The 25795-nt window shown below is 69.4% G+C and carries 25 protein-coding genes; 17 read left to right on the top strand and 8 right to left on the bottom strand.

What is annotated here, in order from left to right; translation table 11 throughout:
- Nucleotides 1–99: 99 nt before the first annotated feature.
- The 3 genes from E4M00_RS16470 to E4M00_RS16460 are packed head-to-tail and all read left to right on the top strand — an operon-like array spanning nucleotide 100 to nucleotide 1970.
- The gene (locus tag E4M00_RS16470) at nucleotides 100–1215 is read left to right on the top strand and encodes an adenosine deaminase (RefSeq protein ID WP_056165014.1); all 1116 of its coding nucleotides are present in this window, start codon (nucleotides 100–102) and stop codon (nucleotides 1213–1215) included.
- A gap of 42 nt (nucleotides 1216–1257) precedes the next feature.
- Nucleotides 1258–1701 (top strand): PTS sugar transporter subunit IIA, encoded by a 444-nt coding sequence (locus E4M00_RS16465; protein WP_135121574.1) that lies wholly within the window; start codon nucleotides 1258–1260, stop codon nucleotides 1699–1701.
- The gene (locus E4M00_RS16460; protein ID WP_135121573.1) at nucleotides 1698–1970 is read left to right on the top strand and encodes a PTS sugar transporter subunit IIB; all 273 of its coding nucleotides are present in this window, start codon (nucleotides 1698–1700) and stop codon (nucleotides 1968–1970) included. The genes E4M00_RS16465 and E4M00_RS16460 overlap by 4 nt, the downstream gene beginning before the upstream one ends.
- A gap of 10 nt (nucleotides 1971–1980) precedes the next feature.
- On the opposite strand, the gene E4M00_RS16455 is transcribed toward E4M00_RS16460, so the two are convergent.
- On the bottom strand, nucleotides 1981–3675 hold the full coding sequence (locus E4M00_RS16455) for a phospho-sugar mutase (RefSeq protein ID WP_135121616.1): 1695 nt from the start codon (nucleotides 3673–3675) through the stop codon (nucleotides 1981–1983).
- Between the two features lie 8 nt (nucleotides 3676–3683).
- Entirely contained in the window at nucleotides 3684–4517 is an 834-nt protein-coding gene (locus E4M00_RS16450; protein ID WP_135121572.1) for a purine-nucleoside phosphorylase, read from the bottom strand.
- 155 nt (nucleotides 4518–4672) lie between these two features.
- Here E4M00_RS16450 and E4M00_RS16445 point away from each other — a divergent pair, with 155 nt between their 5' ends.
- Nucleotides 4673–6112 (top strand): NAD(P)H-quinone dehydrogenase, encoded by a 1440-nt coding sequence (locus E4M00_RS16445; protein ID WP_135121571.1) that lies wholly within the window; start codon nucleotides 4673–4675, stop codon nucleotides 6110–6112.
- A gap of 106 nt (nucleotides 6113–6218) precedes the next feature.
- Here the strand turns inward: E4M00_RS16445 and E4M00_RS16440 are convergent, their stop codons facing one another.
- The gene (locus E4M00_RS16440) at nucleotides 6219–7985 is read right to left on the bottom strand and encodes an acetyl/propionyl/methylcrotonyl-CoA carboxylase subunit alpha (protein WP_135121570.1); all 1767 of its coding nucleotides are present in this window, start codon (nucleotides 7983–7985) and stop codon (nucleotides 6219–6221) included.
- A 100-nt stretch (nucleotides 7986–8085) separates the two neighbouring features.
- On the bottom strand, nucleotides 8086–8733 hold the full coding sequence (locus E4M00_RS16435) for a Maf family protein (protein WP_135121569.1): 648 nt from the start codon (nucleotides 8731–8733) through the stop codon (nucleotides 8086–8088).
- A gap of 37 nt (nucleotides 8734–8770) precedes the next feature.
- Here E4M00_RS16435 and E4M00_RS16430 point away from each other — a divergent pair, with 37 nt between their 5' ends.
- The 4 genes from E4M00_RS16430 to E4M00_RS16415 are packed head-to-tail and all read left to right on the top strand — an operon-like array spanning nucleotide 8771 to nucleotide 13222.
- On the top strand, nucleotides 8771–10129 hold the full coding sequence (locus E4M00_RS16430) for a class I SAM-dependent RNA methyltransferase (protein WP_135121568.1): 1359 nt from the start codon (nucleotides 8771–8773) through the stop codon (nucleotides 10127–10129).
- A 50-nt stretch (nucleotides 10130–10179) separates the two neighbouring features.
- Nucleotides 10180–10875, top strand: a complete 696-nt coding sequence (locus E4M00_RS16425) for a response regulator transcription factor (RefSeq protein ID WP_135121567.1) — start codon at nucleotides 10180–10182, stop codon at nucleotides 10873–10875.
- Nucleotides 10872–12194, top strand: coding sequence for a sensor histidine kinase (locus E4M00_RS16420; RefSeq protein WP_135121566.1), 1323 nt, complete (start codon nucleotides 10872–10874; stop codon nucleotides 12192–12194). The genes E4M00_RS16425 and E4M00_RS16420 overlap by 4 nt, the downstream gene beginning before the upstream one ends.
- Nucleotides 12191–13222, top strand: coding sequence for a DUF8320 family protein (locus tag E4M00_RS16415; RefSeq protein ID WP_135121565.1), 1032 nt, complete (start codon nucleotides 12191–12193; stop codon nucleotides 13220–13222). The genes E4M00_RS16420 and E4M00_RS16415 overlap by 4 nt, the downstream gene beginning before the upstream one ends.
- A gap of 369 nt (nucleotides 13223–13591) precedes the next feature.
- Here E4M00_RS16415 and E4M00_RS16410 read toward each other — a convergent pair whose 3' ends face one another.
- On the bottom strand, nucleotides 13592–13843 hold the full coding sequence (locus E4M00_RS16410; RefSeq protein ID WP_135121564.1) for an acyl-CoA carboxylase subunit epsilon: 252 nt from the start codon (nucleotides 13841–13843) through the stop codon (nucleotides 13592–13594).
- Nucleotides 13843–15414, bottom strand: a complete 1572-nt coding sequence (locus E4M00_RS16405; RefSeq protein WP_135121615.1) for an acyl-CoA carboxylase subunit beta — start codon at nucleotides 15412–15414, stop codon at nucleotides 13843–13845. The genes E4M00_RS16410 and E4M00_RS16405 overlap by 1 nt, the downstream gene beginning before the upstream one ends.
- Before the next feature lie 153 nt (nucleotides 15415–15567).
- Here E4M00_RS16405 and E4M00_RS16400 point away from each other — a divergent pair, with 153 nt between their 5' ends.
- From E4M00_RS16400 to E4M00_RS16385, 4 genes are all read left to right on the top strand, one after another.
- Nucleotides 15568–16434 carry a biotin--[acetyl-CoA-carboxylase] ligase gene (locus tag E4M00_RS16400; protein WP_135121563.1) on the top strand — a complete coding sequence of 289 codons (867 nt, stop codon included), beginning with the start codon at nucleotides 15568–15570 and terminating at the stop codon, nucleotides 16432–16434.
- Between the two features lie 152 nt (nucleotides 16435–16586).
- Nucleotides 16587–17447: an ABC transporter permease gene (locus E4M00_RS16395; RefSeq protein ID WP_193555602.1), complete on the top strand. Its 861-nt coding sequence runs from the start codon at nucleotides 16587–16589 to the stop codon at nucleotides 17445–17447.
- Nucleotides 17447–18187 carry an ABC transporter ATP-binding protein gene (locus E4M00_RS16390; RefSeq protein WP_056164673.1) on the top strand — a complete coding sequence of 247 codons (741 nt, stop codon included), beginning with the start codon at nucleotides 17447–17449 and terminating at the stop codon, nucleotides 18185–18187. Before E4M00_RS16395 ends, E4M00_RS16390 begins: the two co-directional genes overlap by 1 nt.
- A gap of 57 nt (nucleotides 18188–18244) precedes the next feature.
- The gene (locus tag E4M00_RS16385) at nucleotides 18245–18814 is read left to right on the top strand and encodes a PH domain-containing protein (protein WP_135121561.1); all 570 of its coding nucleotides are present in this window, start codon (nucleotides 18245–18247) and stop codon (nucleotides 18812–18814) included.
- Here E4M00_RS16385 and E4M00_RS16380 read toward each other — a convergent pair.
- Complete coding sequence (locus E4M00_RS16380) at nucleotides 18773–19285, bottom strand: GtrA family protein (RefSeq protein ID WP_135121560.1); 513 nt, start codon at nucleotides 19283–19285, stop codon at nucleotides 18773–18775. The two genes, E4M00_RS16385 and E4M00_RS16380, sit on opposite strands and share 42 nt — an antisense overlap.
- A gap of 81 nt (nucleotides 19286–19366) precedes the next feature.
- On the opposite strand from E4M00_RS16380, the gene E4M00_RS16375 reads away from it, so the two are divergent.
- From E4M00_RS16375 to E4M00_RS16365, 3 genes are all read left to right on the top strand, one after another.
- Entirely contained in the window at nucleotides 19367–20539 is a 1173-nt protein-coding gene (locus E4M00_RS16375; protein ID WP_420813458.1) for a 5-(carboxyamino)imidazole ribonucleotide synthase, read from the top strand.
- 84 nt (nucleotides 20540–20623) lie between these two features.
- Complete coding sequence (purE, locus tag E4M00_RS16370) at nucleotides 20624–21091, top strand: 5-(carboxyamino)imidazole ribonucleotide mutase (RefSeq protein ID WP_135121614.1); 468 nt, start codon at nucleotides 20624–20626, stop codon at nucleotides 21089–21091.
- Complete coding sequence (locus E4M00_RS16365; protein WP_338033199.1) at nucleotides 21088–22461, top strand: LCP family glycopolymer transferase; 1374 nt, start codon at nucleotides 21088–21090, stop codon at nucleotides 22459–22461. Before purE ends, E4M00_RS16365 begins: the two co-directional genes overlap by 4 nt.
- A 116-nt stretch (nucleotides 22462–22577) precedes the next feature.
- On the opposite strand, the gene E4M00_RS16360 is transcribed toward E4M00_RS16365, so the two are convergent.
- Nucleotides 22578–23708 (bottom strand): glycosyltransferase, encoded by a 1131-nt coding sequence (locus E4M00_RS16360; RefSeq protein ID WP_167756937.1) that lies wholly within the window; start codon nucleotides 23706–23708, stop codon nucleotides 22578–22580.
- A gap of 227 nt (nucleotides 23709–23935) precedes the next feature.
- Here E4M00_RS16360 and E4M00_RS16355 point away from each other — a divergent pair, with 227 nt between their 5' ends.
- Both E4M00_RS16355 and E4M00_RS16350 read left to right on the top strand, forming a co-directional pair.
- Nucleotides 23936–24910 (top strand): glycosyltransferase family 2 protein, encoded by a 975-nt coding sequence (locus tag E4M00_RS16355; RefSeq protein ID WP_135121557.1) that lies wholly within the window; start codon nucleotides 23936–23938, stop codon nucleotides 24908–24910.
- A complete protein-coding gene (locus tag E4M00_RS16350; RefSeq protein WP_135121556.1) occupies nucleotides 24907–25767 on the top strand; it encodes a glycosyltransferase in 861 nt (286 codons plus the stop codon). Before E4M00_RS16355 ends, E4M00_RS16350 begins: the two co-directional genes overlap by 4 nt.
- Nucleotides 25768–25795: the final 28 nt, after the last annotated feature.

Here is a 25795-nt window from a genome sequence, read left to right as displayed (position 1 = left end):
CACGCGCGGCGCGCGGTCGAAGCGGACTCCGTCAGGCGCGCAACAAATCAGCGCGCACGGCGGCCCGGTCGCACCGGTAGATTTGAGGACGTGAACACGATTCCGACGGACTACCTGTTGCCTGGCGGTGGCACGAGCATCAACTCGCTGCCCAAGGTCTCCCTGCACGACCACCTCGACGGCGGCCTGCGCCCCCAGACCATCATCGAACTGGCCGATGCCATCGGCATCGACGTGCCGGAGACCGATTCCACGGCTCTGGCGACCTGGTTCGCCGATCAGGCAGACTCCGGGTCGCTCGTGGAGTACCTCAAGACCTTCGACGTCACGACGGCCGTCATGCAGACCACCGAGGGCCTCGAGAGGGTCGCCCGTGAGTTCGTGCAGGACCTCGCGGCCGACGGCGTCATCTACGGCGAGATCCGCTGGGCTCCCGAGCAGCACCTCGCTCGCGGCCTCACCCTCGACCAGGCCGTCGAGGCCGTGCAGGCCGGCATCGAGGCCGGAATCGACGACGTGGCCTCCGGCACGGGCAACGGCATCCGCATCGGACAGCTCGTCACGGCCATGCGCCACGCGAACCGCGGCCTCGAGATCGCCGAGCTGGCCGTGCGCCACCGCGACCGTGGAGTCGCCGGGTTCGACATCGCCGGTGCCGAGCTGGGCTTCCCGGCGCGCAACCACCTCAGCGCCTTCGACTACCTCGCCAAGGAGTTCCTGCCCGTCACAGTGCACGCCGGCGAGGCCGACGGCATCGACAGCATCCGCGGGGCGCTCTTCGACGGCCGCGCGCTGCGCCTCGGCCACGGCGTGCGTCTCGCCGAGGACATCTCGATCGAGCGCGAGGACGATGACAACACCTACGTGACCCTCGGCCCCGTCGCCCAGTGGGTGCGGGACCGCGAGATCGCCCTCGAGCTGTCGCCGTCGTCGAACCTGCAGACCGGTGCCATCGCGGCCTGGGGCGACGAGCTCGTCGACCACCCGTTCGACCTGCTCTACCAGCTCGACTTCCGGGTGACCGTCAACACCGACAACCGCCTCATGAGCCGCACCACCATCAGCCGGGAACTCGCACTGCTGGCGGATGCCTTCTCCTACGACCTCGACGACTTCGAGGTCTTCCAGCTCAATGCCGCCTCAGCCGCCTTCCTCCCCCTCGAGGACCGCGACGAGCTCATCGAGCAGATCAGTGCGGGATTCGACGCGGCCTGACCCGCGAGCTCCGCAGTTCCCCGAACGACAGAAGGCCCCACCGTGCTGCCCCCACTGCCAGAGAGTGCCATCAGGCTCGGCGCCGCCGCGACGGACTGGCAGGACGCCGTGCGCCTCTGCGGCGCGGCCCTCCGCGACTCCGGGGCGACGACGGATGCCTACACCGAGCGCATGATCAGCGTCATCGAGGAGTTCGGCGCCTACGTCGTCATCGCGCCGGGCTTCGCCCTCGCCCACGCCAGACCGGGCAGCGACGTGATGACCGACGGCCTGGCCGTCGTCACCCTCGCCGAGCCCGTGCGCTTCGGGCATCCGCACAACGACCCCGTGAGCGTCATCATCGGGCTCGCGGTGACCACCACCGACGAGCACGTCGGGGCCGTGGCGACGCTGGCGAACGTGTTCAACGACGGCGCGGTCATCCCCGCGCTGGCGGCCGCGAGCGACGACGAGACCGTCCGGGAACTGCTGGGGTACACATCATGAAGATCGTCGCCATCTGCGGTGCCGGAATCGGCACCTCCGCCATCCTCAAGCTCAACGCCGAACGCGCGCTCGAACGCCTGGGAGTCGAGGCACGGGTCTCGGCGACCGACGTCGCCAGCGTCGGCGCCGCGGCATCCGACGCGCAGGTGATCCTCACCTCGCCCGAGCTCGTGAAGCACATCGGCGCGACCAACGCCGACATCGTGGTGATCGACAACTACTTCGATCTCGACGAGATCACGGCGAAACTCGAGATCGCGGTCGGGTAGCCCCCGACCTCTAGCCGACGAGCTCCCGCATGCCGGCGTCGAGGGCGGCGACCGATGCCGATGCCGCCGCCGTGCGCTCGGCAGCGCTGCCCTCGTCGCTCGAGGAGTCGATGTAGACCTTGAGCTTCGGTTCGGTGCCGCTCGGGCGCACCATGATGCGCGAGCCGTCGGTCAACTGGATGCGCAGCACGTCGCTCGGCGGCAGGCCGCCGAAGCCGTCGGCCAGGTCTTCGATGCGGTCGACCCGGATGCCGCCGATCTGCGATGGCGGTTCATCGCGGAGTCGCTGCATGGTGCTGGCGATGCGCGCGAGATCCGTCACGCGGATGGAGATCTGCGAGGAGGCGAAGGCACCGAAGGTCTCGGTGAACGCCGCGAGGTGATCGGCGACGGTGCGACCCTCGGCCTTCAGCTCGCTGGCGAGCGACAGGAACGCGACGGCCGCGGAGATGCCGTCCTTGTCGCGCACGTCGTCGGGGTTGACGAGGTAGCCGAGCGCCTCCTCGAAACCGAACACCAGGCCGGGCGCACGGGAGATCCACTTGAAGCCCGTGAGCGTGTTGGAGAAGTGCAGGCCGTAGTGGCGCGCGATGGCCGCGAGGCCGGGGGAGGAGACGATCGAGCAGGCGAGGGTGCCGTCGCCGGGGGTGCGACCGGCGGCATTGCGTTCGGCGGCCCACCAGCCGAGCAGCAGCCCGACCTCGTTGCCGGACAGGCGCCGGTAGCCCCCGTCGGCTGAGGCATCCGGGATCGCGATGGCGAGACGGTCGGCGTCGGGATCATTGGCGATCACGAGCTCCGCCTGCCGGGCACGCGCCTCCTCGGTCGCCAGGTCCATGGCGCCGGGCTCCTCCGGGTTGGGGAAGGCGACCGTCGGGAAGGCGGGGTCGGGCTCGATCTGCGCGTGCACGATGTGCGGCTCATCGAATCCGGCGGCCGAGACGGCGCGGGCGAAGGTCTCCCAACCGACACCGTGCATGGCGGTGTAGACCACGTTCACCTGGGCGCGGGGTGTCGGGGCGATGGCCGCAGTGGCGTCGACATAGGCGTCGATGACGGACTCGTCCGCGGTCTCGAACCCGCCGCGGGGCAATTCGAGCACACTCGAGCCGGCGGCGATCAGCAGGATCTCCTCGGCGATCTCGACGTCGGCGGGCGAGACGATCTGCGAGCCCCTGTCGCGGCCGCCGAGGTAGACCTTGTAGCCGTTGTCGTTGGGCGGGTTGTGCGAGGCCGTGACCATGACGCCGGCGTCGACGTCGAGGTGGCGCACGGCGTAGGCCAGTACCGGCGTGGGCAGCAGGCGAGGCAGCAGGATGGCCCGGATGCCGGCACCGGCCATGATCTCGGCGGTGTCGGTGGCGAACACCTGCGAGTTCTTGCGGCCGTCGTAGCCGATGACGACGCTCGGTGCCTCTCCGATGGTCGCGTGGTTCAGCAGGAAGCGGGCGAGGCCGGCGGCGGCCTGCGACACCAGCACGCGATTCATGCGGTTCGAGCCGGCGGCGATCTCGCCGCGGAGGCCGGCGGTGCCGAAGGCGAGCCGCACGTCGAAGCGGGCGTGGAGCTCGGTGACGGCATCCGTCGACCCGGCTTCGGCCTCGTCGATCAGGGTGCGCAGTTCGGCCCGGGTCTCGACGTCGGGGTCCTGGGCGAGCCAGGCGCGGGCCTGATCGAGAACGCGGGCGGCTGCATCCGTCGTCATGGCGTCGTTCACAGGGCGTTCGCGATGCGGGCGAGCAGGGCGCTGATGACGGCCTCGGCGTTCTGGCCGGCCTCGATGACCTCGGCGTGGCTGAGGGGGGTCTTCTGGATCCCGGCGGCGAGGTTGGTGATCAGGCTCATGCCGAGGATCTCCATGCCGGCCTGGCGGGCGGCGATGGCCTCGAGCGCCGTCGACATGCCCACGATGTGGCCGCCGATGGTCTTGGCCATCTGAACCTCGGCCGGCGTCTCGTAGTGCGGGCCGCGGAACTGGCAGTACACGCCCTCGTCGAGCCCCGGGTCGATCGTGCGGGCGAGGTCGCGCAGGCGTCGCGAGTAGAGGTCGGTGAGGTCGATGAAGGTCGCGCCCTCGAGAGGCGAGTCCGCCGTGAGGTTGATGTGGTCGCTGATCAGAACGGGGGTGCCGGGCGTCCAGTGCTCGCGGATGCCGCCGGCACCGTTGGTGAGGATCATCGTGGTGGCGCCCGTCGCCGCAGCGGTGCGCACGCTGTGCACGACCCTGCGCACGCCGTGGCCCTCGTAGTAATGGGTGCGTGCTCCGATGACGAGGGCGTGCTTGCCGTTCGGCAGCGCGATCGAGCGCAGCATGCCGCCGTGGCCCTCGAGGGCCGGCTTGCTGAAGCCGCTGATCTCGTGCGCCGGGATGACAGCCGTGGTCTCGCCGATGAGATCGGCGGCCTTCCCCCATCCGCTGCCGAGGGTGAGGGCCACGTCGTGGCGTTCGACGCCGGTGCGCTCTGCGATCTGCTCCGCGGCCTGCCTGGCGACCTCGAACGGGTCGGTTCCGGGCTCGTCGAGGGGATTCGTCGTCGAATTCGTCATCCGTCCACTCTAGAGCCGGCACCCATGCGCGACCCAGCCGGTTGACGGCGAGCGGATGCGTCACTCGGGATGCGGGGAAGGGGCGGCATCCGCTGCTCATCTGCGCGACGCTCAGCGGATCTTGAGGTTCTCGTGCATCTGCGAGAATGGAAGGCATGGCCCACGAGTTCGAGACCACCCAACGGATCGCAATCCTCGGTGGAGGGCCCGGCGGTTACGACGCCGCCCTCGCTGCGGCCCAGCTGGGAGCCGAGGTCACCCTCGTCGAGCGCATGGGAGTCGGCGGATCGGCCGTGCTGACCGACGTCGTGCCGTCGAAGTCGCTCATCGCGACGGCGGAGGCGTCGAACGCCATCAAGGAGGCCGCCGATCTCGGCGTGCAGTTCTACGCCCGAGGTGAGTCCGGCAAGCCGCTCCGCCCCGAGGTCGCCATCAACCTGGCCGCCGTCAACAAGCGCCTGCTGCGGCTCGCCCGCCAGCAGTCGGAGGACATGACGGCCAACCTCGAGAAGGCCGGCGTTCGCCTGGTGCAGGGCGAGGGACGACTCGACGGCGCCGGAGCGATCATCGTGTCGACGGCCCTCGGCGATGAGGGCACCGACTTCGACCGCATCGAGGCCGACACCATCATCATCTCGGTGGGAGCGACCCCCCGAATTCTCGACTCGGCCGTGCCCGACGGCGAGCGGATCTTCACCTGGACCCAGCTCTACAACCTGAAGAGCGTTCCCGAGCACCTCATCGTGGTCGGTTCCGGTGTCACCGGCGCCGAGTTCGCCTCGGCCTACCGCGCCCTCGGCAGCGAGGTCACCCTCATCTCCAGTCGGGACCAGGTGCTGCCGGGCGAGGACGCCGATGCCGCCCGCGTGCTCGAGAACGCCTTCCGCCGCAACGGCATGACGGTGCTCTCGAAGTCGCGTGCCGACAAGGTCGAGCGCACGGCGACGGGCGTGAAGGCGACGCTGTCCGACGGTCGGATCGTCGAGGGCTCGCACGCCCTCATGGCCGTCGGCTCCATCCCCAACACGGCGGGCATCGGTCTCGAGGCCGCCGGCGTGCAGCTGACGCCGAGCGGACACATCCGCGTGAACCGCGTGGCACGCACGTCGGTGCCGAACATCTACGCCGCCGGAGACTGCACCACCTTCACGCCGCTGGCTTCGGTGGCATCGATGCAGGGCCGCACGGCCGTGTTCCACGCCATGGGCGACATCGTGAACCCGCCCGAGGAGCGCAACATCACCTCGAACATCTTCACCCAGCCCGAGATCGCGACCGTCGGCTGGACCCAGAAGCAGATCGAGGACGGCATCGCCCAGGGCGAGATCTACAAGCTGCCCCTCGCCACGAACCCCCGCGCCAAGATGATGGGCATCAAGGAGGGCTTCGTGAAGATCTTCGCCCGCACGGGCTCCGGCACCGTCATCGGCGGCGTGATCGTGGCGCCGAAGGCCAGCGAGCTGATCCTCCCGGTGGCGCTCGCCGTCGTGCACAGGCTCACGGTCGACCAGGTCTCCGAGGCCTTCCCGGTGTACCCGTCGCTGTCGGGATCCATCTCGGATGCCGCGCGCGCGATGCACATCGTCAACAGCTAGGGCGCCGCCGCGGAGGGCACACCAGTCTCCGTCAGTCCTCCGCTTCAGCGCGGTCGCTGCGCTCCCGTGCTTTTGCGAGCGGAGACGCGGGGCGCAGCGGTGCCGACTAGTCCGCGATGCTGAGCAACAGGTGGCCGGACGCGACCGTCGAGCCGACGGCGGCGTTGACGTTCTCGATGCGGCCGTCCTTGTGCGCCGTCAGCGGCTGCTCCATCTTCATGGCCTCGAGCACGACGATGAGGTCGCCCTTGACGACCTGATCGCCCTCGGCCACGGCCAGCTTCACGATCGTCGCCTGCATGGGCGCCTTCACCGAGTCGCCGGTCGAGGTGCTCACTGCGTGGTGCGTCGCACGGCGGCGTGGTGCGGGTCCGCCGGTCTTCTCGGCCGAAGAGCTCGGCAGCAGGCGCACGGGCAGGCTCACCTCGATGCGGCGTCCGTCGACCTCGAGGGTGACGGTGTTGCGCTGCTCGGGGGCGGCCGGGGTCTCGGCCTCTCCGCTCCACGCCTCGATGGTGTTGTCGAAGTCGGTCTCGATCCAGCGCGTGTAGATGGAGAACGGCTCGCCGTTCTCGGGTGCGAAGGCCGGATCGCGCACGATCGCCCGGTGGAAGGGCAGCACCGTCGGCAGGCCGGCGACCTCGAACTCGTCGAGCGCGCGACGGGCGCGCTCGAGCGCCTCCTCGCGGTCGGAGCCGGTCACGATGAGCTTGGCCAGCAGCGAGTCGAACGATCCGCTGATCACGTCGCCCGCCTGGATTCCGGTGTCGACACGGATGCCGGGACCGCTCGCGGGGCGGAACACGTGCACGGGTCCGGGGGCGGGCATGAAGCCTCGGCCGGCGTCCTCGCCGTTGATGCGGAACTCGAAGGAGTGGCCGCGCGGAGTCGGGTCGTCGTAGTCGAGGATGCCGCCCTCGGCGATGCGGAACTGCTCGCGCACGAGGTCGATGCCCGTCACCTCTTCCGAGACGGGGTGCTCCACCTGCAGGCGGGTGTTCACCTCGAGGAACGAGACCGTGCCGTCCTTGCCGATGAGGAACTCGCAGGTGCCGGCACCGAGGTAGCCGACCTCCTTCAGGATGGCCTTCGACGCGCGGTACAGCTCGGTGTTCTGCTCCTCGGTCAGGAACGGCGCCGGTGCCTCCTCGACGAGCTTCTGGTGACGGCGCTGCAGAGAGCAGTCGCGGGTCGAGACGACGACGACGTTGCCCTCGGCATCCGCGAGGCACTGGGTCTCGACGTGACGGGGCTCGTCGAGGTACTTCTCCACGAAGCACTCGCCGCGACCGAAGGCCGTGATGGCCTCGCGGGTGGCGGAGTCGAACAGCTCGGGGATCTCCTCCCGGGTGCGGGCGACCTTGAGGCCGCGACCGCCGCCGCCGTAGGCCGCCTTGATGGCGACGGGCAGTCCGTGCACGTCGACGAAGTCGAGCACCTCGGAGGCGTCCGAGACGGGGTTCAGGGTGCCGGGAGCGAGCGGGGCGCCCACCTTCTCGGCCACGTGGCGGGCCGAGACCTTGTCGCCGAGGCGCTCGATGGCCTCGGGCGACGGGCCGATCCAGATGAGACCGGCGTCGATGACGGCTCGGGCGAAGTCGGCGTTCTCGGCCAGGAAGCCGTAACCGGGGTGCACGGCATCGGCTCCCGACCGGCGGGCGATCGAGAGCAGCTTGTCGATGACGAGGTAGGTGTCGGCGCTCGTGCTTCCGTCGAGTCCGTAGGACTCATCGGCGAGGCGGGAGTGCAGGGCGTCGCGATCCTGGTCGGCGTAGACGGCGACGGAGCTGATGCCGCTGTCGCGGGCAGCCCTGATGACGCGGACGGCGATTTCGCCCCGGTTGGCGATGAGGACCTTGGAGATACGCGTCATGATTCACCAGCCTATTGCCGCGCCCCGCATCCCTTTTAGGCGTCTCCTCCAAAAATGCGGCGTGACCGCTTCGGAAAGGTACAAGCGGCGGACGGGTCCGTCAGGGGCGGGGGCGGTTCCAGAGAGACGGCCAGCCGACGCCGAGTTCGCGCACGAGGTCGCGCAGAGTCGACAACGACAGACCGATCACCGTGCTCGGATCGCCGTCGACGGAACGGATGAACGGACCACCGAGGCTGTCGATCGTGAAGGCGCCGGCCACCTTGAGCGGCTCCCCGCTGGCGACGTATGCGTCGATCTCGTGCTCGTCGACCTCGGAGAAGGTGACTCGGGCCGAGGCGACGGCGCCGACGGCGACATCCGCTCGCCCACCGCGGTGGTCGATCAGCCAGTGGCCGGAGTACAGCTCGCCGCTGCGGCCGCTCTGGCGCAGCCAGCGTTCCCGGGCGACCTCGGGCAGGTGCGGCTTGCCGTAGACGGCTCCGTCGAACAGGAAGGCCGAGTCGCCGCCGAGGATGAGCCCGTCGATCGGCTCGCCGTCCACACTGGCTCCGACGACGGCCTCGGCCTTCGCCCGGGCGAGGAGTTCGACCATCTCGGGTGCGGGCAGCGCGGCTCCCAGCTCGGCCTCGACGGAGGCGACCAGCGCCTCCTCGTCGACGTCGGGGGAGATGGTGATGGGCTCGATGCCCGCCGCACGCAGGGTGGCGAGTCTGGCGGGGGAGGTGGAGGCGAGGTAGAGGCGCATGATGCTTTCGTGCAGAGTCGTGTGGAATGCTCGGACGATGGCCCAGAACAGAAACCGCACCCCGTCCGCCGAGCCCTCCGGACGCCGCGGCGGGGTCCGGTCCGCGGCGGGGTCGGAGGCGGGAACCGGAGCGGGAACCACCGTCGAGCTCGACGTCACCAACGTAGCCCACGGCGGTGTCTTCGTCGCCAGACACGAGGGACGCGTGGTCTTCGTCAGCGACACCCTGCCCGGCGAGCGCGTCCTCGCCCACGTGAGCGACGATGCGCACGCGAGCTTCTGGCGTGCCGAGACCGTCGACGTCCTCACCGCAGCCCCCGAACGCCGTGACCACGTCTGGCCGGAGTCCTCCGTCGACCGGGCGCCGGCGGAGAGGGCCGGAGGCGCCGAGTTCGGTCACATCGACCAGGACTTCCAGCGCGAGCTCAAGCGTCGCGTTCTCACGGACTCGTTCTCGCGCATGGCGAAGATCGACACCGACGTCGAGGTCGAGGCCATTCCGACTGCTCCGGATGCCGGTCCCGACGCCGCGTCCACCGGAACGGGCTGGCGTACCCGGGTGCGCCTGCAGGTGGCACCCGACGGCCGCGTCGGCCCGTTCGCCGCACGCTCCCACCACGTCGTGCCCGTGACGTCGCTGCCCCTGGCCACGGCTGCGGTCGAGGCGATAGCGCCGCTCACGCAGCGCTTCCCGGGTGCAGCCCACGTCGACCTCATCGCGCCCAGCGATGCCGTCGCCCGCATCGTCGTGTCCGAGAACGATCGCCGCGGCAAGCCCAAGGCGCCGCCGCACGCCATCGTGCACGAGATCGTCGGGGAGCGTCGCTTCAGGCTCGAGGCCGGGGGATTCTGGCAGGTGCACGCCCGCGCGGCCGAGACGCTCAGCCGGGCCGTGCAGGAGGCCATCGACGGTGACGAGTTCGACCCGCGGGCCGCGAACCTCGACCTCTACGGCGGGGTCGGCCTGCTCGCCGCAGCCGTCGGGGACCGCTTCGGTTCCACCGTGCGCATCACGACGGTCGAGAGCGACGCCCGTGCCACCGATCACGCCGCCGAGAATCTCTCGGAGTGGCTGGGTGCCGCGGCCGTCACGTCTCGCGTCGACAGGTTCCTGCGTGAACTCGCCGAAGCCCCGGCAGCGGAGCGACGTCGGCTCGAGGGGGCGACGGTGGTGCTCGACCCTCCGCGCTCGGGTGCCGGGCGCGAGGTCGTCGACTCGCTGGTCGACCTGCGGCCGCGCCAGCTCGTCTACGTCGCCTGCGATCCGGTCGCCCTCGCCCGCGATGCCGGGCTGCTGCGCGAGCGCGGCTACGAGCTGCAGGCTCTGCGCGCCTTCGACCTGTTCCCGAACACTCACCATGTCGAAGCCGTGGCGCGCTTCATGCGCGCGTCCTGACGGCGGCGCGACGCCGTAGTCTGGGATGACGCGGCACGGGTGTCGCGTCAATGGAGGGAACGCACGTGACGGAGTCGAATGCGGGTGCGGCAGGTGCCATCCAGGTGGCCATCGTCGATGACCACGAGTCGGTGGTCCTCGGATTGAAGGCGGCCTGCGAGGCGGCGGGTTACGACGTCATCTACACGACGGCGCGAGCCCAGGACCTCATCGACAACGTGCTCGGCCGGCCATGCGACGTGGTGGTGCTCGACCTGTCGCTCGGCGACGGATCGAGCGTGACCGACAACGTGAAGGCCGCCCAGGCGACCGGTGCCGCCGTGCTGGTGCACTCCATCGCCGACCGCGTCGCCAGCGTTCGGGAGGCCCTCGCTGCCGGAGCGGCCGGGGTCATCCCCAAGTCCGCTCCGACGGCCATGGTGCTCGCCGCCATCGCCACGGTGGCGCGGGGCGAAGTGCTCAACAACCTCGAGTGGGCGTCGGCCATCGATGCCGACGCCGACTTCGGCAAGGCCCAGCTGGGTCGACGCGAACGCGATGTACTGCACCTGTACGCCTCCGGCCTCCCGCTCAAGACCGTCGCCCTGCAGCTGGGCATCGCCCACTCGACGGCCAGGGAGTACCTCGACCGTGTGCGGGTGAAGTACGTCGAGGTCGGGCGCCCTGCCCCGACCAAGGTCGACCTGCTGCGCCGGGCGGTCGAGGACGGCATCCTGCCGGGCCTCGAACAGGACTCGGCTGGATGACGACGGCCCCATCACCGCGCACGACCGAGCGGGGTGAACGCCTGCGCAGTGCTCTGCCGACGACCTCGGAGCCCCGCGCGGCGCTGAGCGCCCGCCGCATCAACGTCGCCCTCGCGCGGGCGACGGCCTTCTTCGGCCTGGTCTTCGTGGTGCAGACGGTCCCGGTGATGCTGCAACAGCTGCCGGAGCTCATCGCGCCCTGGTCGTACATCGTCGGTGCCACGGTGTTCGGCGCCCTGATCGCCGTCGCGGTCTCTGCCTGGGTGAACCGCGCCCACCGCCTGGTCTTCGGCTTCTTCGCGATCGTCTACCTGGTGGCCGTGCTGGTCTGGCCCCTGACCGTCGGAGACCCGGCCGACTTCGCCGAGAACACGCCGTGGATCTGGTACCTGGTGACGGTGGCGACGACCAACGCCGCCATAGCCTTCAGGCTGCCCGTCGCCATCCTCTACACGATCCTCACTCCGCTCGCCTACGGCATCATCAGGGTGTCGCCGGCCGGCGGTGACGTCGGATTCACCCGGGCCAGCCTCGACACGGTCTACGCCATCCTGCTCAGCTCGGCCGCCCTGATCATCTTCACCTCCCTGCGGCAGGCCGCAGAGGCCGTCGACGATGCTCAGGCCGGGGCGCTGGCCAAGTATGCGGAGGCCGTGCGGCAGCACGCCACCGACGTCGAGCGCGTGCAGGTCGATGCCATCGTGCACGACAGCGTGCTCACCACGCTACTCTCGGCTGCCAACGCCGACAGGCCCGAGCAGAAGGTTCTCGCCGCCCGCATGGCGCGTACGGCGCTCAAGCATCTCGAGGTCGCTGCGGCACCGCCTGTCGACGATGAGCGCGACGTCCCCCTCGATCGGCTGGCCCGCCGCATCCGCTCGTCGGCATCGGAGTTCTCGACGCCGTTCGTCATCCGCGCGACGCATGTCGCCTCCCGCGGGGTGCCCGTGCAGGCGGCGGAGGCGTTGTACTCGGCATCGGTGCAGGCGATGGTGAACAGCATGCAGCACGCGGGCGGTGCGGCGACCCTGGTGCGTCGTCGACTCACGGTGACGGGTCTGGCCGACGGATGCCGTATCACGGTGAGCGACACCGGGAGGGGCTTCGACGCGGCCGGCATCCCGCAGGAACGCCTGGGCATCAGGGTGTCGATCATCGAGCGGATGCTGAGCGTCGGCGGCACGGCCCGCATCGAGTCATCCCCCGGCGCGGGCACCACCGTCACCCTGCAGTGGCCGGCGGACACAGAGGCCGACGCGCTCGCGGCAGAGACCGACCCCGATCGTGCCTCGGTCGAGCCGAGCGGAGCCGGAGCATGATCACCATTCCGCGCGGGCTCATCGTCGCTCTCGCCGCCGTGTTCTCGGCCTACCACGTCGTTCTGGCCATCACCTCGCTGGGCGTGCCGGACTCCCCGGTCGCCCCGATCATCGCGATCTGCCTGTACGTGCTCGCGACGGTCTTCAGCCTGTGGCCGTCGCGTCCGGGTCGGATGCCGCTCTGGGTGGCCGCGTTCGACCTCGCCGCGAGCATCGCCATGCCGCTGCTCGTCTGCTCGACCCTCGACGCGACGGCCGACAACGGCTACGCCACCTGGTACGTCGCGGCCATCGGAACCCTCATGACGATCACGGCCGTGCGAGGCCGGTTGGTCGTCGCCTGGGTCGGCGTGGGCTTCCTCGTGCTCCAGACCCTCGTCTGGGCAGGCCCAGCCGCGCTCGGCTTCATCGGAGTCATCGGCAGCGTGGTCTGGGTCGGTGTCGCCCACTTCGGTGCCCGTGCGCTGTCGAGGGCCTCTCGCGAGGCGCGCTCCTACAGCCTCGCCGAGCGGGAGGCCGCCGATTGGCAGGCGGCCCAAGACGCCCACCTGCACGAGCGGCAGGTTCGGCTGGCGACGACGGATCGCATGGCCGCCCCGATGCTGCGCCGCATCGTCGAGACCGACGGCGACCTGAGCGACGCCGAACGCCTCGAGTGCCGCCAGCTGGAGGCGGCCATCCGCGACGAGATCCGCGGGCGCATGCTCCTCGACGACGGGGTGCGCGCGGCGGTGCGCGACGCCAGACAGCGCGGGGCGAGCGTCACGCTGCTCGACGAGGGCGGCATCGACGACCTCGACGACGACGACCGCAGGCGCACGCTGACCACCCTCCGCGACGCCATCGTGGGAACCGCCGCCGATCGCATCATCGTGCGGACGGTCTCGGATGACCAGGTCGCTGTGACCGTCGTCGGACTGCGCGGAGGCGACCAGCGCACTGCCGCCCTCGGTGACGGCGGATCCGGTGTCGCCGTCGACGACGATGACGACGAAGAGGTCGATCTCTGGCTCGAGATCCCGCGCTGAGCTCCCGGTCCGGCCGGTGTGCTGAGATGCACTGGGGCAGGTTGCGGGTATGACGAAGGGGAGCGTGTCTGAGACCCGCTCCCCTTCGTGTATCCGAGTCGCGGCGATAACCCGAATATCGCCCTGACTCGTCCCTGCCGCGGCCTGCTGAAACAGCTGGCCTTCGGTGGGCGGTGGTCCCTTGCGGGACTACCTTCGATATCTAGTGTGACTCACGGGCAACATCAATAACAGTCATCATTTCGGGGGACACGAATGAGGACCCTCCGCGAAAGCGTCTTCCGTCACTCCGCGCGAGCGCACCAGCCCCCAGAACGGGTGATGGAGTGGTGCTGAATCGCAGGGGTACATCGGTGCCTGTCAGGCTGCTCAGCCGCTGAAGCCGCGCCACTGGCCGGAGCCCGGCGTGAGCGGCTGGCGCAGCGCGCGCTGAGAGCGCTGCCATGCGTTCTGACCGGCTGGCGGAGCTGTCGTGGCCCCGGCCGCCTCCTCAGCCAGCATCGCCGACAGCACGGCGGTGACGGCCGCGGCCTCCTCGTCGGTGACGCCCTGGGTGATGAAGGTGATGTCGGTCAGCGCCTGCGCGTCGTCCGGCCGATCGGTTGCAGCATGCCTGCCCATCAGAGCGGGATGTTCCCGTGCTTCTTGGCCGGCAGGCTGGAGCGCTTGGTCCGGAGGGCCCGCAGTGCCTTCGTGACCGAGACGCGGGTGGCGGCCGGCTCGATGATGCCGTCGAGCTCTCCGCGCTCGGCTGCCAGGAACGGGCTGGCCACGTTGTAGGTGTATTCGTTGGCGAGCTTGGTGCGCACGGCGGCCACGTCCTCTCCGGCCTCCTCCGCCCGCTTGATCTCGCCTCGGTAGAGGATGTTGACCGCGCCCTGGCCTCCCATGACGGCGATCTCGGCCGTCGGCCAGGCGAGGTTGATGTCGGCGCCGAGCTGCTTGGAGCCCATCACGATGTAGGCGCCGCCATAGGCCTTGCGCAGGATCACCGTGACCAGGGGCACCGTCGCTTCGGCGTAGGCGTAGAGCAGTTTCGCCCCGCGGCGGATGACGCCGGTCCACTCCTGATCGGTTCCCGGCAGGTATCCGGGAACGTCGACGAGGGTGACGATCGGGATGGAGAATGCGTCGCAGAACCTCACGAAGCGGCTCGCCTTCTCACCGGCGTCGATGTTGAGGGTTCCGGCCATGGCGTTGGGCTGGTTGGCGATGATGCCGACGGAGCGACCCTCGACCCGGCCGAAGCCGATGACGATGTTGGGCGCGAACAGCGGCTGCACCTCGAGGAAGTCGCCGTTGTCGACGACGCCCTCGATGACGCTCTGCACGTCGTACGGCTGGTTGGGGGAGTCGGGGATGACGGTGTTCAGGCGGCGGTCGGCATCCGTGATCTCCAACTCGGTGTCACTGTCGTAGACCGGCAGTTCGGCGAGGTTGTTGTCGGGGAGGAAGCCGAGCAGGCTGCGGGCGTAGTCGAGGGCGTCGGACTCGTCGCTGGCCAGGTAGTGGGCGACGCCCGAGACCTTGTTGTGGGTGAGCGCGCCGCCGAGCTCCTCCATGCCGACGTCCTCGCCGGTGACCGTCTTGATGACGTCGGGGCCGGTGACGAACATCTGGCTCGACTTGTCGACCATGATGACGAAGTCGGTGAGGGCGGGGGAGTACACAGCACCTCCGGCTGCCGGACCGCAGATGATCGAGATCTGCGGGATGACCCCGGAGGCGCGGGTGTTGAGGCGGAAGATCTCGCCGTACTTGCCGAGGGCGACGACGCCCTCCTGGATGCGGGCTCCGCCGGAGTCGAGGATGCCGATGATGGGAACCCCAGTCTTCAGGGCGAGCTCCATCACCTTGATGATCTTCTCGCCCGCCACCTCTCCGAGGGAGCCGCCGAAGACCGTGAAGTCCTGGGAGTAGACGGCCACCTGACGGCCGTGGATGGTGCCGACACCGGTGACCACGGAATCGCCGTAGGGCTTCTTCGCGTCCATCCCGAAGGCGTGCGTGCGGTGGCGGACGTATTCGTCGAGCTCGACGAAGCTGCCGGCGTCGAGGAGTTCGGTGATGCGCTCGCGCGCCGTCATCTTGCCCTTGGCGTGCTGCTTGGCGATGGCGGCCTCGCCACTCGCCGTCACGGCCTCGTGGAAGCGGTTCTTGAGGTCGGCGAGCTTGCCTGCCGTCGTCGTCATGTCGGGGGCCTGCGCAGCACTGTTCTCGGTCACGCGGTTCAGCCTATCCGGGGCACCTCCCCGCCGCCCGTTGACGGATGCCTACAAAGATGACCCCGAACCATCGTGATGAGCACCAACCGCTACTCTGAACGCGACGAAGGGATGCCCGTCATGGAATTCACGCGGAGCACGGCGCTCGCCGCCAGGATCGAGTACCTCGACGAGGCCGGATCCACGAACGACGAGCTGGTGCAGAGGGCCGTGGGCCCCGATGCCTCGGCGTGGCCCGACCTCTCCGTTCTGGTGACGGGCAGCCAGACCAGCGGTCGCGGTCGTCTCGGACGGACGTGGACGGCTCCGGCCGGTCGGTCCCTCGCCATCTCCCTGCTCGTGCGGCCCCGCCTGGCGGACGGATCGGCGCTTCCGGCCGACAGGCTCGGGTGGCTGCCGCTGCTCACAGGAGCCGCCATGACCCGCGCCGTGCGTGCCGCCGTGCGTGATCATGCCGAGAGGCTCGCGCAGACTCCCGACGACGACGGAGCGCCGGGCTCGATCGACGTCTCGCTCAAATGGCCCAACGACGTCCTGGTCGACGGCTACAAGGTGAGCGGCATCCTGGCCGAACTGCTTCCGCCCGTGCCGGGGGAGGAGCCGGGCGGCGTCGTGATCGGCGCCGGCCTCAACCTCGCCCTCGACGAGCACGACCTGCCGACGCTCACGTCCACGTCGATCCTGCTCGTCACCGGGGTCGCCCCGGACCCCGACGAGGTGCTCGCGTTCTACCTCGAGGCATTCACCGGGCTGTACCGGGCTCTGCTCGCCGCCGACGGCGATCCTGAGGCCAGCGGGCTCCACGCCGAGGTCACAGGACTCTGCGGAACCCTCGGCCGCGAGGTGCGGGTGGAGCTCCCGGGTGGCGACATCCTCATCGGAACCGCCGCCGCGATCGACGCCGACGGGCGTCTCGTGGTCGAGGACCGCGAGTCCGGGGAGAGCCGGGCCGTCTCCGCGGGAGACGTGACGCACCTGCGCTACTGATCGGCGGGGATGCCGGGGAACGGAGAGCCCGAAGCGGCGGCTCCAGGGCGGGGAGCTGCTCCCACGTTTCTTCCAGAATCGCGTCCCGTAGGATACCTATCGGCCTGAACGGGCCGGTCGATGTCCCTGCGCGGGAAGTAAGAGAGCACTACGTGACAACGGAAGACCTCACCGGATTCCAGACTCCGGGCCGTGGTCGCGGCATCCTGGACATCTTCCGGTGGCACTATCTGCTGCGCCTCCTCATCCGCAAGGGCACCTCCACCCGCTACCGCAACTCGGTGCTGGGCTGGACCTGGTCGTACGTGAAGCCCGCCGCGCAGTTCCTCGTCTACTACTTCGTCATGGGCGTGATCCTGCAGTTCCATAAGGACATCCCCAACTTCGCGATCTACCTGTTCTCGGGCATCGTCGTCATCAACCTCTTCAACGAGGCGTTCGGCAACGCGACGAACTCGATCGTCGACAACCGCGCTCTGGTCAAGAAGATCTACCTGCCGCGCGAGCTGTTCCCGATCGCGGCCATCATCGGCGCGCTCGTGCACTTCCTGCCCCAGATCGCCATCCTGCTCTTCGTCTGCCTGCTCGTGGGCTGGGTGCCGAGCTTCGCGGCCATCGGCGCCTTCCTGCTGGGGATGATCATCATCCTGGCGTTCTCGCTCGGACTCGGCCTGTTCTTCGGCGCCTTCAACGTGCGCTACCGCGACGCCCAGAACTTCGTCGAGATCATCAAGATGCTCTCCACCTGGACCGCCCCCGTGCTCTACGGCTGGGCCATGGTGCAGGCGACCCTTCCGGCCTGGGCCTTCCACATCTACATGGTCAATCCGATCGCAGTGGCGGTCGAGTACCTGCACTACGCGTTCTGGGATCCCACCGTCGAGAACGGGGCCGGGTTCCCGCCGCACATGATGTGGTACACCGTCGGTGCCCTCGTCTTCTCGGCCGTGATGATCGCCATCGGCCAGCTGACCTTCCGACGCCTCGAGCGCGGCTTCGCCCAGGACCTGTGATGGAGAAGACCATGGACCAGCGTCCGCGCATCATCGTCGACGGAGTGCGCAAGGACTTCCTCCTGCGCCACACGCACTCCCTGAAGGAGGCGTTCGTCGCCCGCATCCAGCGGAAGAATGCGGCTCCGACCACCTTCCAGGCCCTCGACGGCGTGAGCTTCGAGGTGGGTGAGGGCGAATCCGTCGCCGTGCTCGGCCTCAACGGCTCGGGCAAGTCGACCCTGCTGAAGCTGGTCTCGGGTGTTCTCGAGCCGGATGCCGGAACGGTGCTGACCCGCGGCCGCGTGGCCGGCCTCATCGAGGTGGGCGCAGGCTTCCACCCCGACCTGTCGGGGCGCGAGAACGTCTACCTGAACGCGGCCATCCTCGGCATGAACGAGGCCGAGACCGACGCGCGCTTCGATGACATCGTGGCGTTCTCCGAGATCGGCGAGTTCATCGACCAGAAGGTCAAGCACTACTCGTCCGGCATGTTCGTGCGGCTCGCCTTCTCCGTCGCGATCCACGTCGAACTCGACGTGCTCCTCGTCGACGAGGTGCTCGCCGTCGGCGATGCGCCCTTCCGCGAGAAGTGCACCAAGAAGATCAAGGAGCTGGCCGAGCAGGGCAAGACGATGCTCATCGTCAGCCACAGCCTCGGCATGGTCAAGGATCTCTGCGACCGCGGCGTGGTTCTGCGGAAGGGCAAGAAGATCTTCGACGGACCCGTCGACGAGGCCATCAAGGCACTCCAGGGCTGAGCCGACCCGCGGCTCCACACGCCCGGGCAGCGCACGGGTCTGGGGTAAGAATGACCTATGAGCATCGCAGGCGAACCGCCGACCGGAACGACGGGCCCCACCGTCCCGGCCGAGCGCATCGTCGCGCGCCTGCGCAGGCACGCGCGGGCGCTGTTCTGGCCGTCGCTGCTGCTCATCGTCGCCTCCGGAGTGGCCGGCTACGGCCTGCCGCGGCTGACCGAGACCTGGGTCCAGATCACGGCGTGGGGTGCTCTCGCCGTCGTGATCGTGTTCGGCTGGCTGTTCCCGGTGCTCTGGTGGCTCGGACAGCGCACGACGGTGACGACGCGTCGGGTCATCGTGCGCAGCGGCTTCTTCGTGCGTGTACGCCAGGAGGTGCTGTACTCGCGCATCTACGACGTGAGCGTGCGCACCTCGTGGGTGCAGAGCGCCTTCCGCAGCGGCGACGTGCTGATCAACACCGGCGCGGATCGTCCGGTGATCCTGCGGGACGTGCCGGGAGCGGCGCTGGTCCAGCGTTCCCTGCACGATCTGACGGACGCCGCCCACGGCAGTGGAATCAGCATGCGCTGGCAGGAGGAGCCGTCAGCGCTCCCCGACCAGTCGGTCGTCTGGGGCGGCCGGTAGCAGCGACGCTGCAGTCGGTGACGTGCGGTGAGGCGCGAACACCCAGAGGCGGTAGGCGAAGAAACGGAACGCCGCCCCCAGGGCGAGGCCGATCACGTTCGATGAGATGTTGTCGGCGAGCACCGAGGTGAATCCCAGCACGTAGTGCGAGAGCCACAGGCAGGCCAGGCCGATGACCATGCCGATGATGCTCACGACGAAGAACTCGATGCCCTCGCGGGTCGTGCTGGTCGAGCGCCTGTCCGCGAAGGTCCAGTAGCGGTTGCCCATCCAGTTCACGAAGATGGCGAGCACGGTCGAGATCACCTTGGCGATCAACGGACCCGTGTGCACCTCCTCCGGCGAAAGCACCGTGGCGCGCAGCAGGTTGAACACGCCGACGTCCACGAGGAACCCGACGGCCCCGACGGCGCCGAACCGCGCCAGCTGCGAAGCGAGCACGCGCCATCCGCCGGTCGTGGTCGTTGTCATGACTGCATCCAAGAGGAAAGGGGATGGGCGAAGATAGACGTGCGGAGGGAAGTCTAACCACCGCGCAGCAAGCCAATCTGAATGCCGGCTGCGGATGTCCTCCGCGAGCTGAGAGCCAGGAGAGACGTGATGATGATCGTTGGTGTGATCGGTGCGGGCCAGCTCGCCCGCATGATGATTCCCGCTGCAGTGGAGCTCGGCATCGAGCTGCGCGTGCTCGCCGAGGCCGACGGGATGTCGGCCGGACTCGCCGCCGTCGGCGTCGGCGACTACCGCGATCGCGACGCCGTGCTGGCCTTCGCAGACACGGTCGACGTGCTCACCTTCGACCATGAGCACGTTCCGCAGGAGATCCTCCGCGAGCTCGTCGACCGCGGAGTCGCCGTTCACCCCGGCCCCGACGCGCTGCTCTACGCCCAGGACAAGCTGCTCATGCGGGAGAAGCTGACCGAGCTTGGCCTCCCCGTTCCCGACTGGGCGCGCGTCGAGAACTCCGACGAGCTGGCGGCCTTCCTCTCGGACCACGGCAGCCGGGCCGTCGTGAAGACGCCGCGCGGCGGCTACGACGGCAAGGGTGTGCGGGTCGTGCGGGCAGCCGATGAGGCCGACGACTGGTTCGCCGCCCTCACCGAGGGCGACGCACTCCTGGTCGAGGAACTCGTGGACTTCAGCCGTGAGCTGGCCCAGCAGGTCGCCCGTCGCCCGTCGGGTGAGATCGTGTCGTGGCCGCTGGTCGAGACCGTGCAGGCCGACGGGGTCTGCAGCGAGGTCATCGCGCCCGCGCCGCACTCGGCCGGTCGCCTGGCCGACGTGGCCAGACAGATCGCCGTCACCGTCGCCGAGGGCATCGGCGTGACCGGTGCCCTCGCCGTCGAGCTCTTCCAGACCACCGACGGACGGTTGCTCGTGAACGAGCTGGCGATGCGGCCGCACAACAGCGGCCACTGGTCGATGGACGGTTCGACGACGGGCCAGTTCGAGCAGCACCTGCGCGCCGTGCTCGACCTCCCGCTCGGATCGACGGAGATCCACGACGAGTGGTCCGTCATGGTGAACATCCTCGGGGGCCCGGTGGAGGGCACGCTCGCCGACAGATACGCGACGGCGATGTCGCAGCATCCGTCGGTCAAGGTGCACAACTACGGCAAGGCTCCTCGACCCGGTCGCAAGGTCGGGCACGTGACGGCAGTCGGCGACGACCTCGACGACGTCACCTACCAGGCTCGGGCGGCCGCGGCGCACTTCGCCGACTGACAGGGGCGCGCCGTGGCGGCATCTCCCAGCCGCCGGATCTAGGATCGACGGGTGAGTGAAGCAAGCCCGATCGTCGGCATCGTCATGGGATCAGACTCGGACTGGTCGGTGATGAGCGATGCCGCGCAGACCCTGCGCGAGTTCGGCGTGCCCTTCGAGGTGCAGGTCGTCTCCGCGCACCGCACCCCGCGCAAGATGATCGACTACGGCACGGATGCCCGTGGCCGCGGTCTGAAGGTCATCATCGCGGGTGCCGGCGGTGCAGCCCACCTCCCCGGCATGCTCGCCTCGGTCACGGTGCTTCCGGTCGTCGGTGTGCCCGTACCGCTGAGCAGGCTCGACGGACTCGACTCGCTGCTCTCGATCGTGCAGATGCCGGCCGGTGTGCCTGTGGCGACGGTGTCGATCGGCGGGGCGAAGAACGCCGCCCTCATCGCCGTGAAGATCCTCGCGACGGCCGATGAGGCACTCGCCGACCAGTTGGCCGCCTACGCCGAGGGCCTCGCCGCCCTCGTGGAGAAGAAGAACACGGACCTGCAGTCCCAGCTATGAGCACCATGACCTCAGTGGCGAGCCCGATCCGCTACCCGAACACCACGTCCTCCGAGGTGATGACCCGCCGCGCGTGGTGGCTCGTCGTCCTCAACTTCCTCATCCCCGGAACCCCGCAGGTTCTCGCGGGAAACCGGCGGCTCGGCCGTTTCGGCCTCGTCAGCACCTTCGTGCTCTGGGCCATCGTCGCCATCCTGCTCGGGCTGTATCTCGGGGCGCGCACGACCCTGTACACGTTGTTCAGCACCTCGATCACGCTGTGGATCGCGGCCATCGTTCTGGTGTTCTACGCCGTCGTGTGGCTGATCCTCTCGATCGACACCCTGCGCCTCGTTCGCCTGGTGCGCACGGCGCCCTCCGCGAGGGCCTGGATCGGCGGCCTGACAGCGCTGCTCATGATCTTCCTCAGCGGCGGGGCCGTGTACGGGGCCTACATCGCCACCTCGGCGAGTGGATTCCTCAGCACGGTCTTCCAGGCTGGTCCGAGCGTTCCTCCGGTCGACGGCAAGTACAACATCATGCTGCTCGGCGGCGACGCCGGCCCCGACCGCGAGGGCATGCGTCCCGACAGCATCTCCGTCGTGAGCATCGACGCGACCACCGGGCAGGCTGTCACGATCGGCCTTCCGCGCAACCTCATGTACGCGCCGTTCTCCCCGGGCCCGATGGCGGATAAGTACCCCAACGGCTACGGCTGGGACGACGAATGCGACGTCGACGTCTGCCTCCTGAACTCCATCTACACCGAGGTGGAGCTGAAGAGCCCTGAGATGTACCCGGATGCCGAGGCGAACGGCAGCGAGCCCGGCATCGAGGGCATGCGGGATGCAGCGGAGGGCGTCACCGGCCTCACCATCCAGTACTACGTGCTCATCGACATGCAGGGCTTCTCCGACCTCATCGACGCCCTGGGCGGCGTCGACATCACCGTCGACCAGCGCATCCCGATCGGCGGCGACGAGGACCTGAACGGCGTCGAGGGCTGGATCGAACCCGGAGCCCAGCACCTCGACGGCTTCCACGCGCTCTGGTACGGACGCGCCAGGCACGGCACCAGCGACTACGACCGCATGGCCCGCCAGCGTGTGCTGCAGGACGCGATCCTCTCGCAGTTCAACCCGGCGAACGTGCTGACCAAGTTCCAGGCCGTGGCCAGCGCCGGGGCGCAGGTCGTCAAGACCGATGTCCCGCAGAGCATGCTGGGCTACTTCGTCGACCTCGCGTCGAAGACCAAGGAGCTCCCCGTCACGAACGTGGAACTCGTTCCCGCCAACGGCATCGACCCGTCCGAGCCCGACTTCGACGCCATCCATGCGATGGTGAACGCCGCCGTGTACCCGCCGACGGAGACGCCCGCGCCTGCTGAGTGAGGCGCTTCGGCAGCGGACTGCGTCCGGACCTCAGCGAGCGGCGAGTGCGGACTTCGTCCGGGCCTCAGCGAGCGGGGAGTGCGGACTGCGTCTGGGCCTCAGCGAGCGGGTGAGGTTCAGAGGTCGGCGTGCAGCTGCCAGATGCGCTCACCGGCATCACGCCAGGTGAACGCCTTCGCGCGGTCGGACCCGACGATCCGCAGCCTGGCCGCGCGCTCGTCGTCGCCGATGATCGCGGCGACGGCGCTGCTCAGCAGCTCGGGGTAGCTGTCGGCGTCACCACGCTGCACGGAGATGCCGGCCTCGCCGACGAGTTCGACCAGCGCAGGGGCGTCGGAGTGCACGACGGGCAGCCCGAAGCGCAGGGCGTCGATGATGGGGGCGCCGAAGCCGGCCTCGATGCCCGGGAAGACGTAGACGGCAGCGCGGTCGAGTACCACGGCGCGATCCTCGGGCCCGAGTTCTCCGAGCAGACGCACCCGGCCCGACTCGACGTCAGCGCGCAGCTCGTCGTGCTCCGTGCCGTCGGGAACCGTCGCGTCGGCGCCGAGAACGAGGAGGGGCAGGCCGGGGTCGCTGCGCCGTAGCCCCGTGATGAGCTCGGTGACGCCGTCCCCGGCGCCGAGGGAGCCCTCGGCCAGGATGAAGCGAGTCGGGAGCTCGAGCGCGGCGGCCCGGCGATCGGCATCCGCCGGCACGGTCAACCCGATGCTTCCAGCGCCGGCGATCACGCGGATGCGGTCGCCGAAGTCGGCGATCTCGGCCAACTGATCGGCAACGGCGTGGCTCGGCACGACGATGGCGTCGGCGAAGCGGCGCGCGCGCCGCAGGAAGGCCTTCCGCACCGTCACGGCATCGCGGCCGATGGCGGAGGGCGTGGTCCAGGCGAGGGTGTCGTGCACCGTCACCGAGATCTGGTCGCCGCGCGCGCGGTCGTGCGAACGGAGCGGCGCGCGCAGTCCGGGGGCGTGCACGAGGCCGCGGCCGCTCGATGCGATCGCGCCGAGGCTCCAGGCCATGGCGAGGCCGCGGGTGGACAGCGAGGTGGGCTGCACCTCGGAGAGGCCGGCCAGTTCGGCCCGAACCTGGCTGACCAGATCGTCGGAGCCGCCGGGCACGATGGCCTCGACGTCGCAGCCCTCTGGTGTGGTCGCGATGATGGCGCGGGCTATGGCCACGGAGTAGCCGTCGGGGACATCGGTCGGACCGGAGATGAGGTGGTCGGCGATCACACGCAGTGTCGTCATGCGCCTGCCGCCTTCCCTGTCGCCGTGCGCTGAAGCACGCCGTGCCGCTGACCCGTGTGGCCGTCGTCCATGGTGCCCCCGATCGATTGTCCACCCCGATTCTCCCGGTTCCGGGCGCCGGATGCGAACGCGGCCGTCACAGCGAGCGGGGCGGGGCGTCGACCGGCGGCATCCGTGCCCCGGCACGCGCATGCCCGGCTCAGGAATTAACGGCAAGATAGAGGTCTATGTCTTCAGCCGCCTCTGCCTCAGCCGCGCCCGACGCCACCCGGGTCGTCGCCGTCATCGTGGCGTACAACCGCAGCGAGCTCCTGCGGGAGGCCATCGAGGCCCTGCTCGGCCAGGAGCGGACGGTGCAGGCGATCGTCGTCGTCGACAACGCGTCGACGGATGACACCGCCGCCGTCGTGGCGACGTTCGGTACCGCCGTCGACCTGGTGTCCCTTGACCGCAACACCGGGGGAGCCGGCGGATTCGCCGTCGGCATGGCCCGGGCGCTGCAGCACCACCGGCCGGACTGGCTCTGGATCATGGACGACGACACCATCCCGACGGCGACGGCCCTCCAGGCCCTGCTCGTGGCGGTCGACGGCTCTGACCTCGTCGTCGCCGGCTCCCGCGTGGTCTGGACCGACGGCCAGGATCACCCCATGAACACCCCGCGCCGGAAGCCGTTCGTCTCGGCCGCCGAGAGCGAGCAGGCGGGATCCCGCGGGAACCTTCCCGTGCGCAGCACCTCGTTCGTGTCGATGTTCGCCCGCGCCGATGTCGTGCGCGAGGTCGGCCTGCCGATCGCCGACTACTTCATCTGGAACGACGACTTCGAGTACTCCACCCGGCTGCTGCGGGGCCGTCGCGGGGTGTTCGTGCCTGGCAGCGTCGTCGTGCACAAGACCAAGGTGCTCGGCTCGACCGACGTCGATCCCGGCCCGAGGTTCTACTACGAGGTGCGCAACAAGCTGTGGATGCTGCGGCACTCGCAGAGCCTCAGCGGCGGCGAGAAGCTGCTCTACGGCGCGTCGAGCGTGCGGCGCTGGATCCGCACGGCTGCCCGGTCGAGTGACCGGAGCGTCCTCGGCGACGGCTTCCGTCGCGGCTGGCGCGACGGGTTCAGCACCCGTCCTCGCGCCAACGGCGACGCCCTCGCCGGGTTCGACGGGGCATCCGCCGACGTCGTCGCCGTCGAACGCGCGACAGCATGAGCGAGGCGACCCCGGCTGAGTTCTCGCTGCTCCTCCCCGTCTACAGGGCGGACGACCCCGCCCATTTCACGAAGGCGTTCACGAGCAGCGTCACGGCGCAGACCCGGCGCCCCGCACAGGTCGTCGTCGTGCAGGACGGCCCTGTGCCCTCAGAACTCACCGCCGCCATCGACCAGGTCGTGGCCGACAGCCCGGTTCCCGTCGTGCATCACGTGCTCCCCGAGAACGTCGGCCTCGCCACGGCTCTCACGAGCGGACTCTCCGTCTGCGCCCACGACATCGTGGCGCGTATCGACGCCGACGACATCTCCCTCGCCAGTCGCTTCGAGCGCCAGCTCCCCCTGATCGAGGGCGGCCTCGACCTCGTCGGAACGGGGATGTATGAATTCCTCGATGATGTCGGCTCCATCGTCGGACAGCGGATCCCGCGCACCGGCCAGACCGAGATCGAGGACTACGCGAGATTCCACGATCCGTTCAGCCACCCGACCGTCGTCTACCGGCGCAGTGCCGTCGACGCGGCTGGGGGATATCAGGCCATGGGTCTCATGGAGGACTACTGGCTGTTCGCCCGCATGATCGCGAGCGGGGCCAGGGTCGGCAATGTCGTCGAGCCCCTGGTCATGTACCGCGTGGGCGCCGGCGCCTATGCCCGACGCGGTGGGCGCGACCAGTGGCACAGCGAGCGGGCCCTGCAGAAGGCGCTGCTGGGCATCGGCTTCACCACCCGCGCCCAGTACCTGCGCAACGTCGCGGTCCGCGGCGCCTACAGGTTCGTTCCCGAGCCCGTACGGCGCGTGGCGTACCGGCGCCTGATCGCTCGCGGACCCGGCATCGCCCGCGCCGGCGAGCACTGATCCGCTCGTTCTCGCATTCGATCGGCGT

This window comes from Orlajensenia leifsoniae (assembly GCF_004570845.1).
In the GTDB taxonomy this organism is placed as follows: domain Bacteria; phylum Actinomycetota; class Actinomycetes; order Actinomycetales; family Microbacteriaceae; genus Orlajensenia; species Orlajensenia leifsoniae.
Note: the sequence above shows the minus strand (reverse complement) of the source record. Positions and strands in the feature narration are given on the sequence as shown.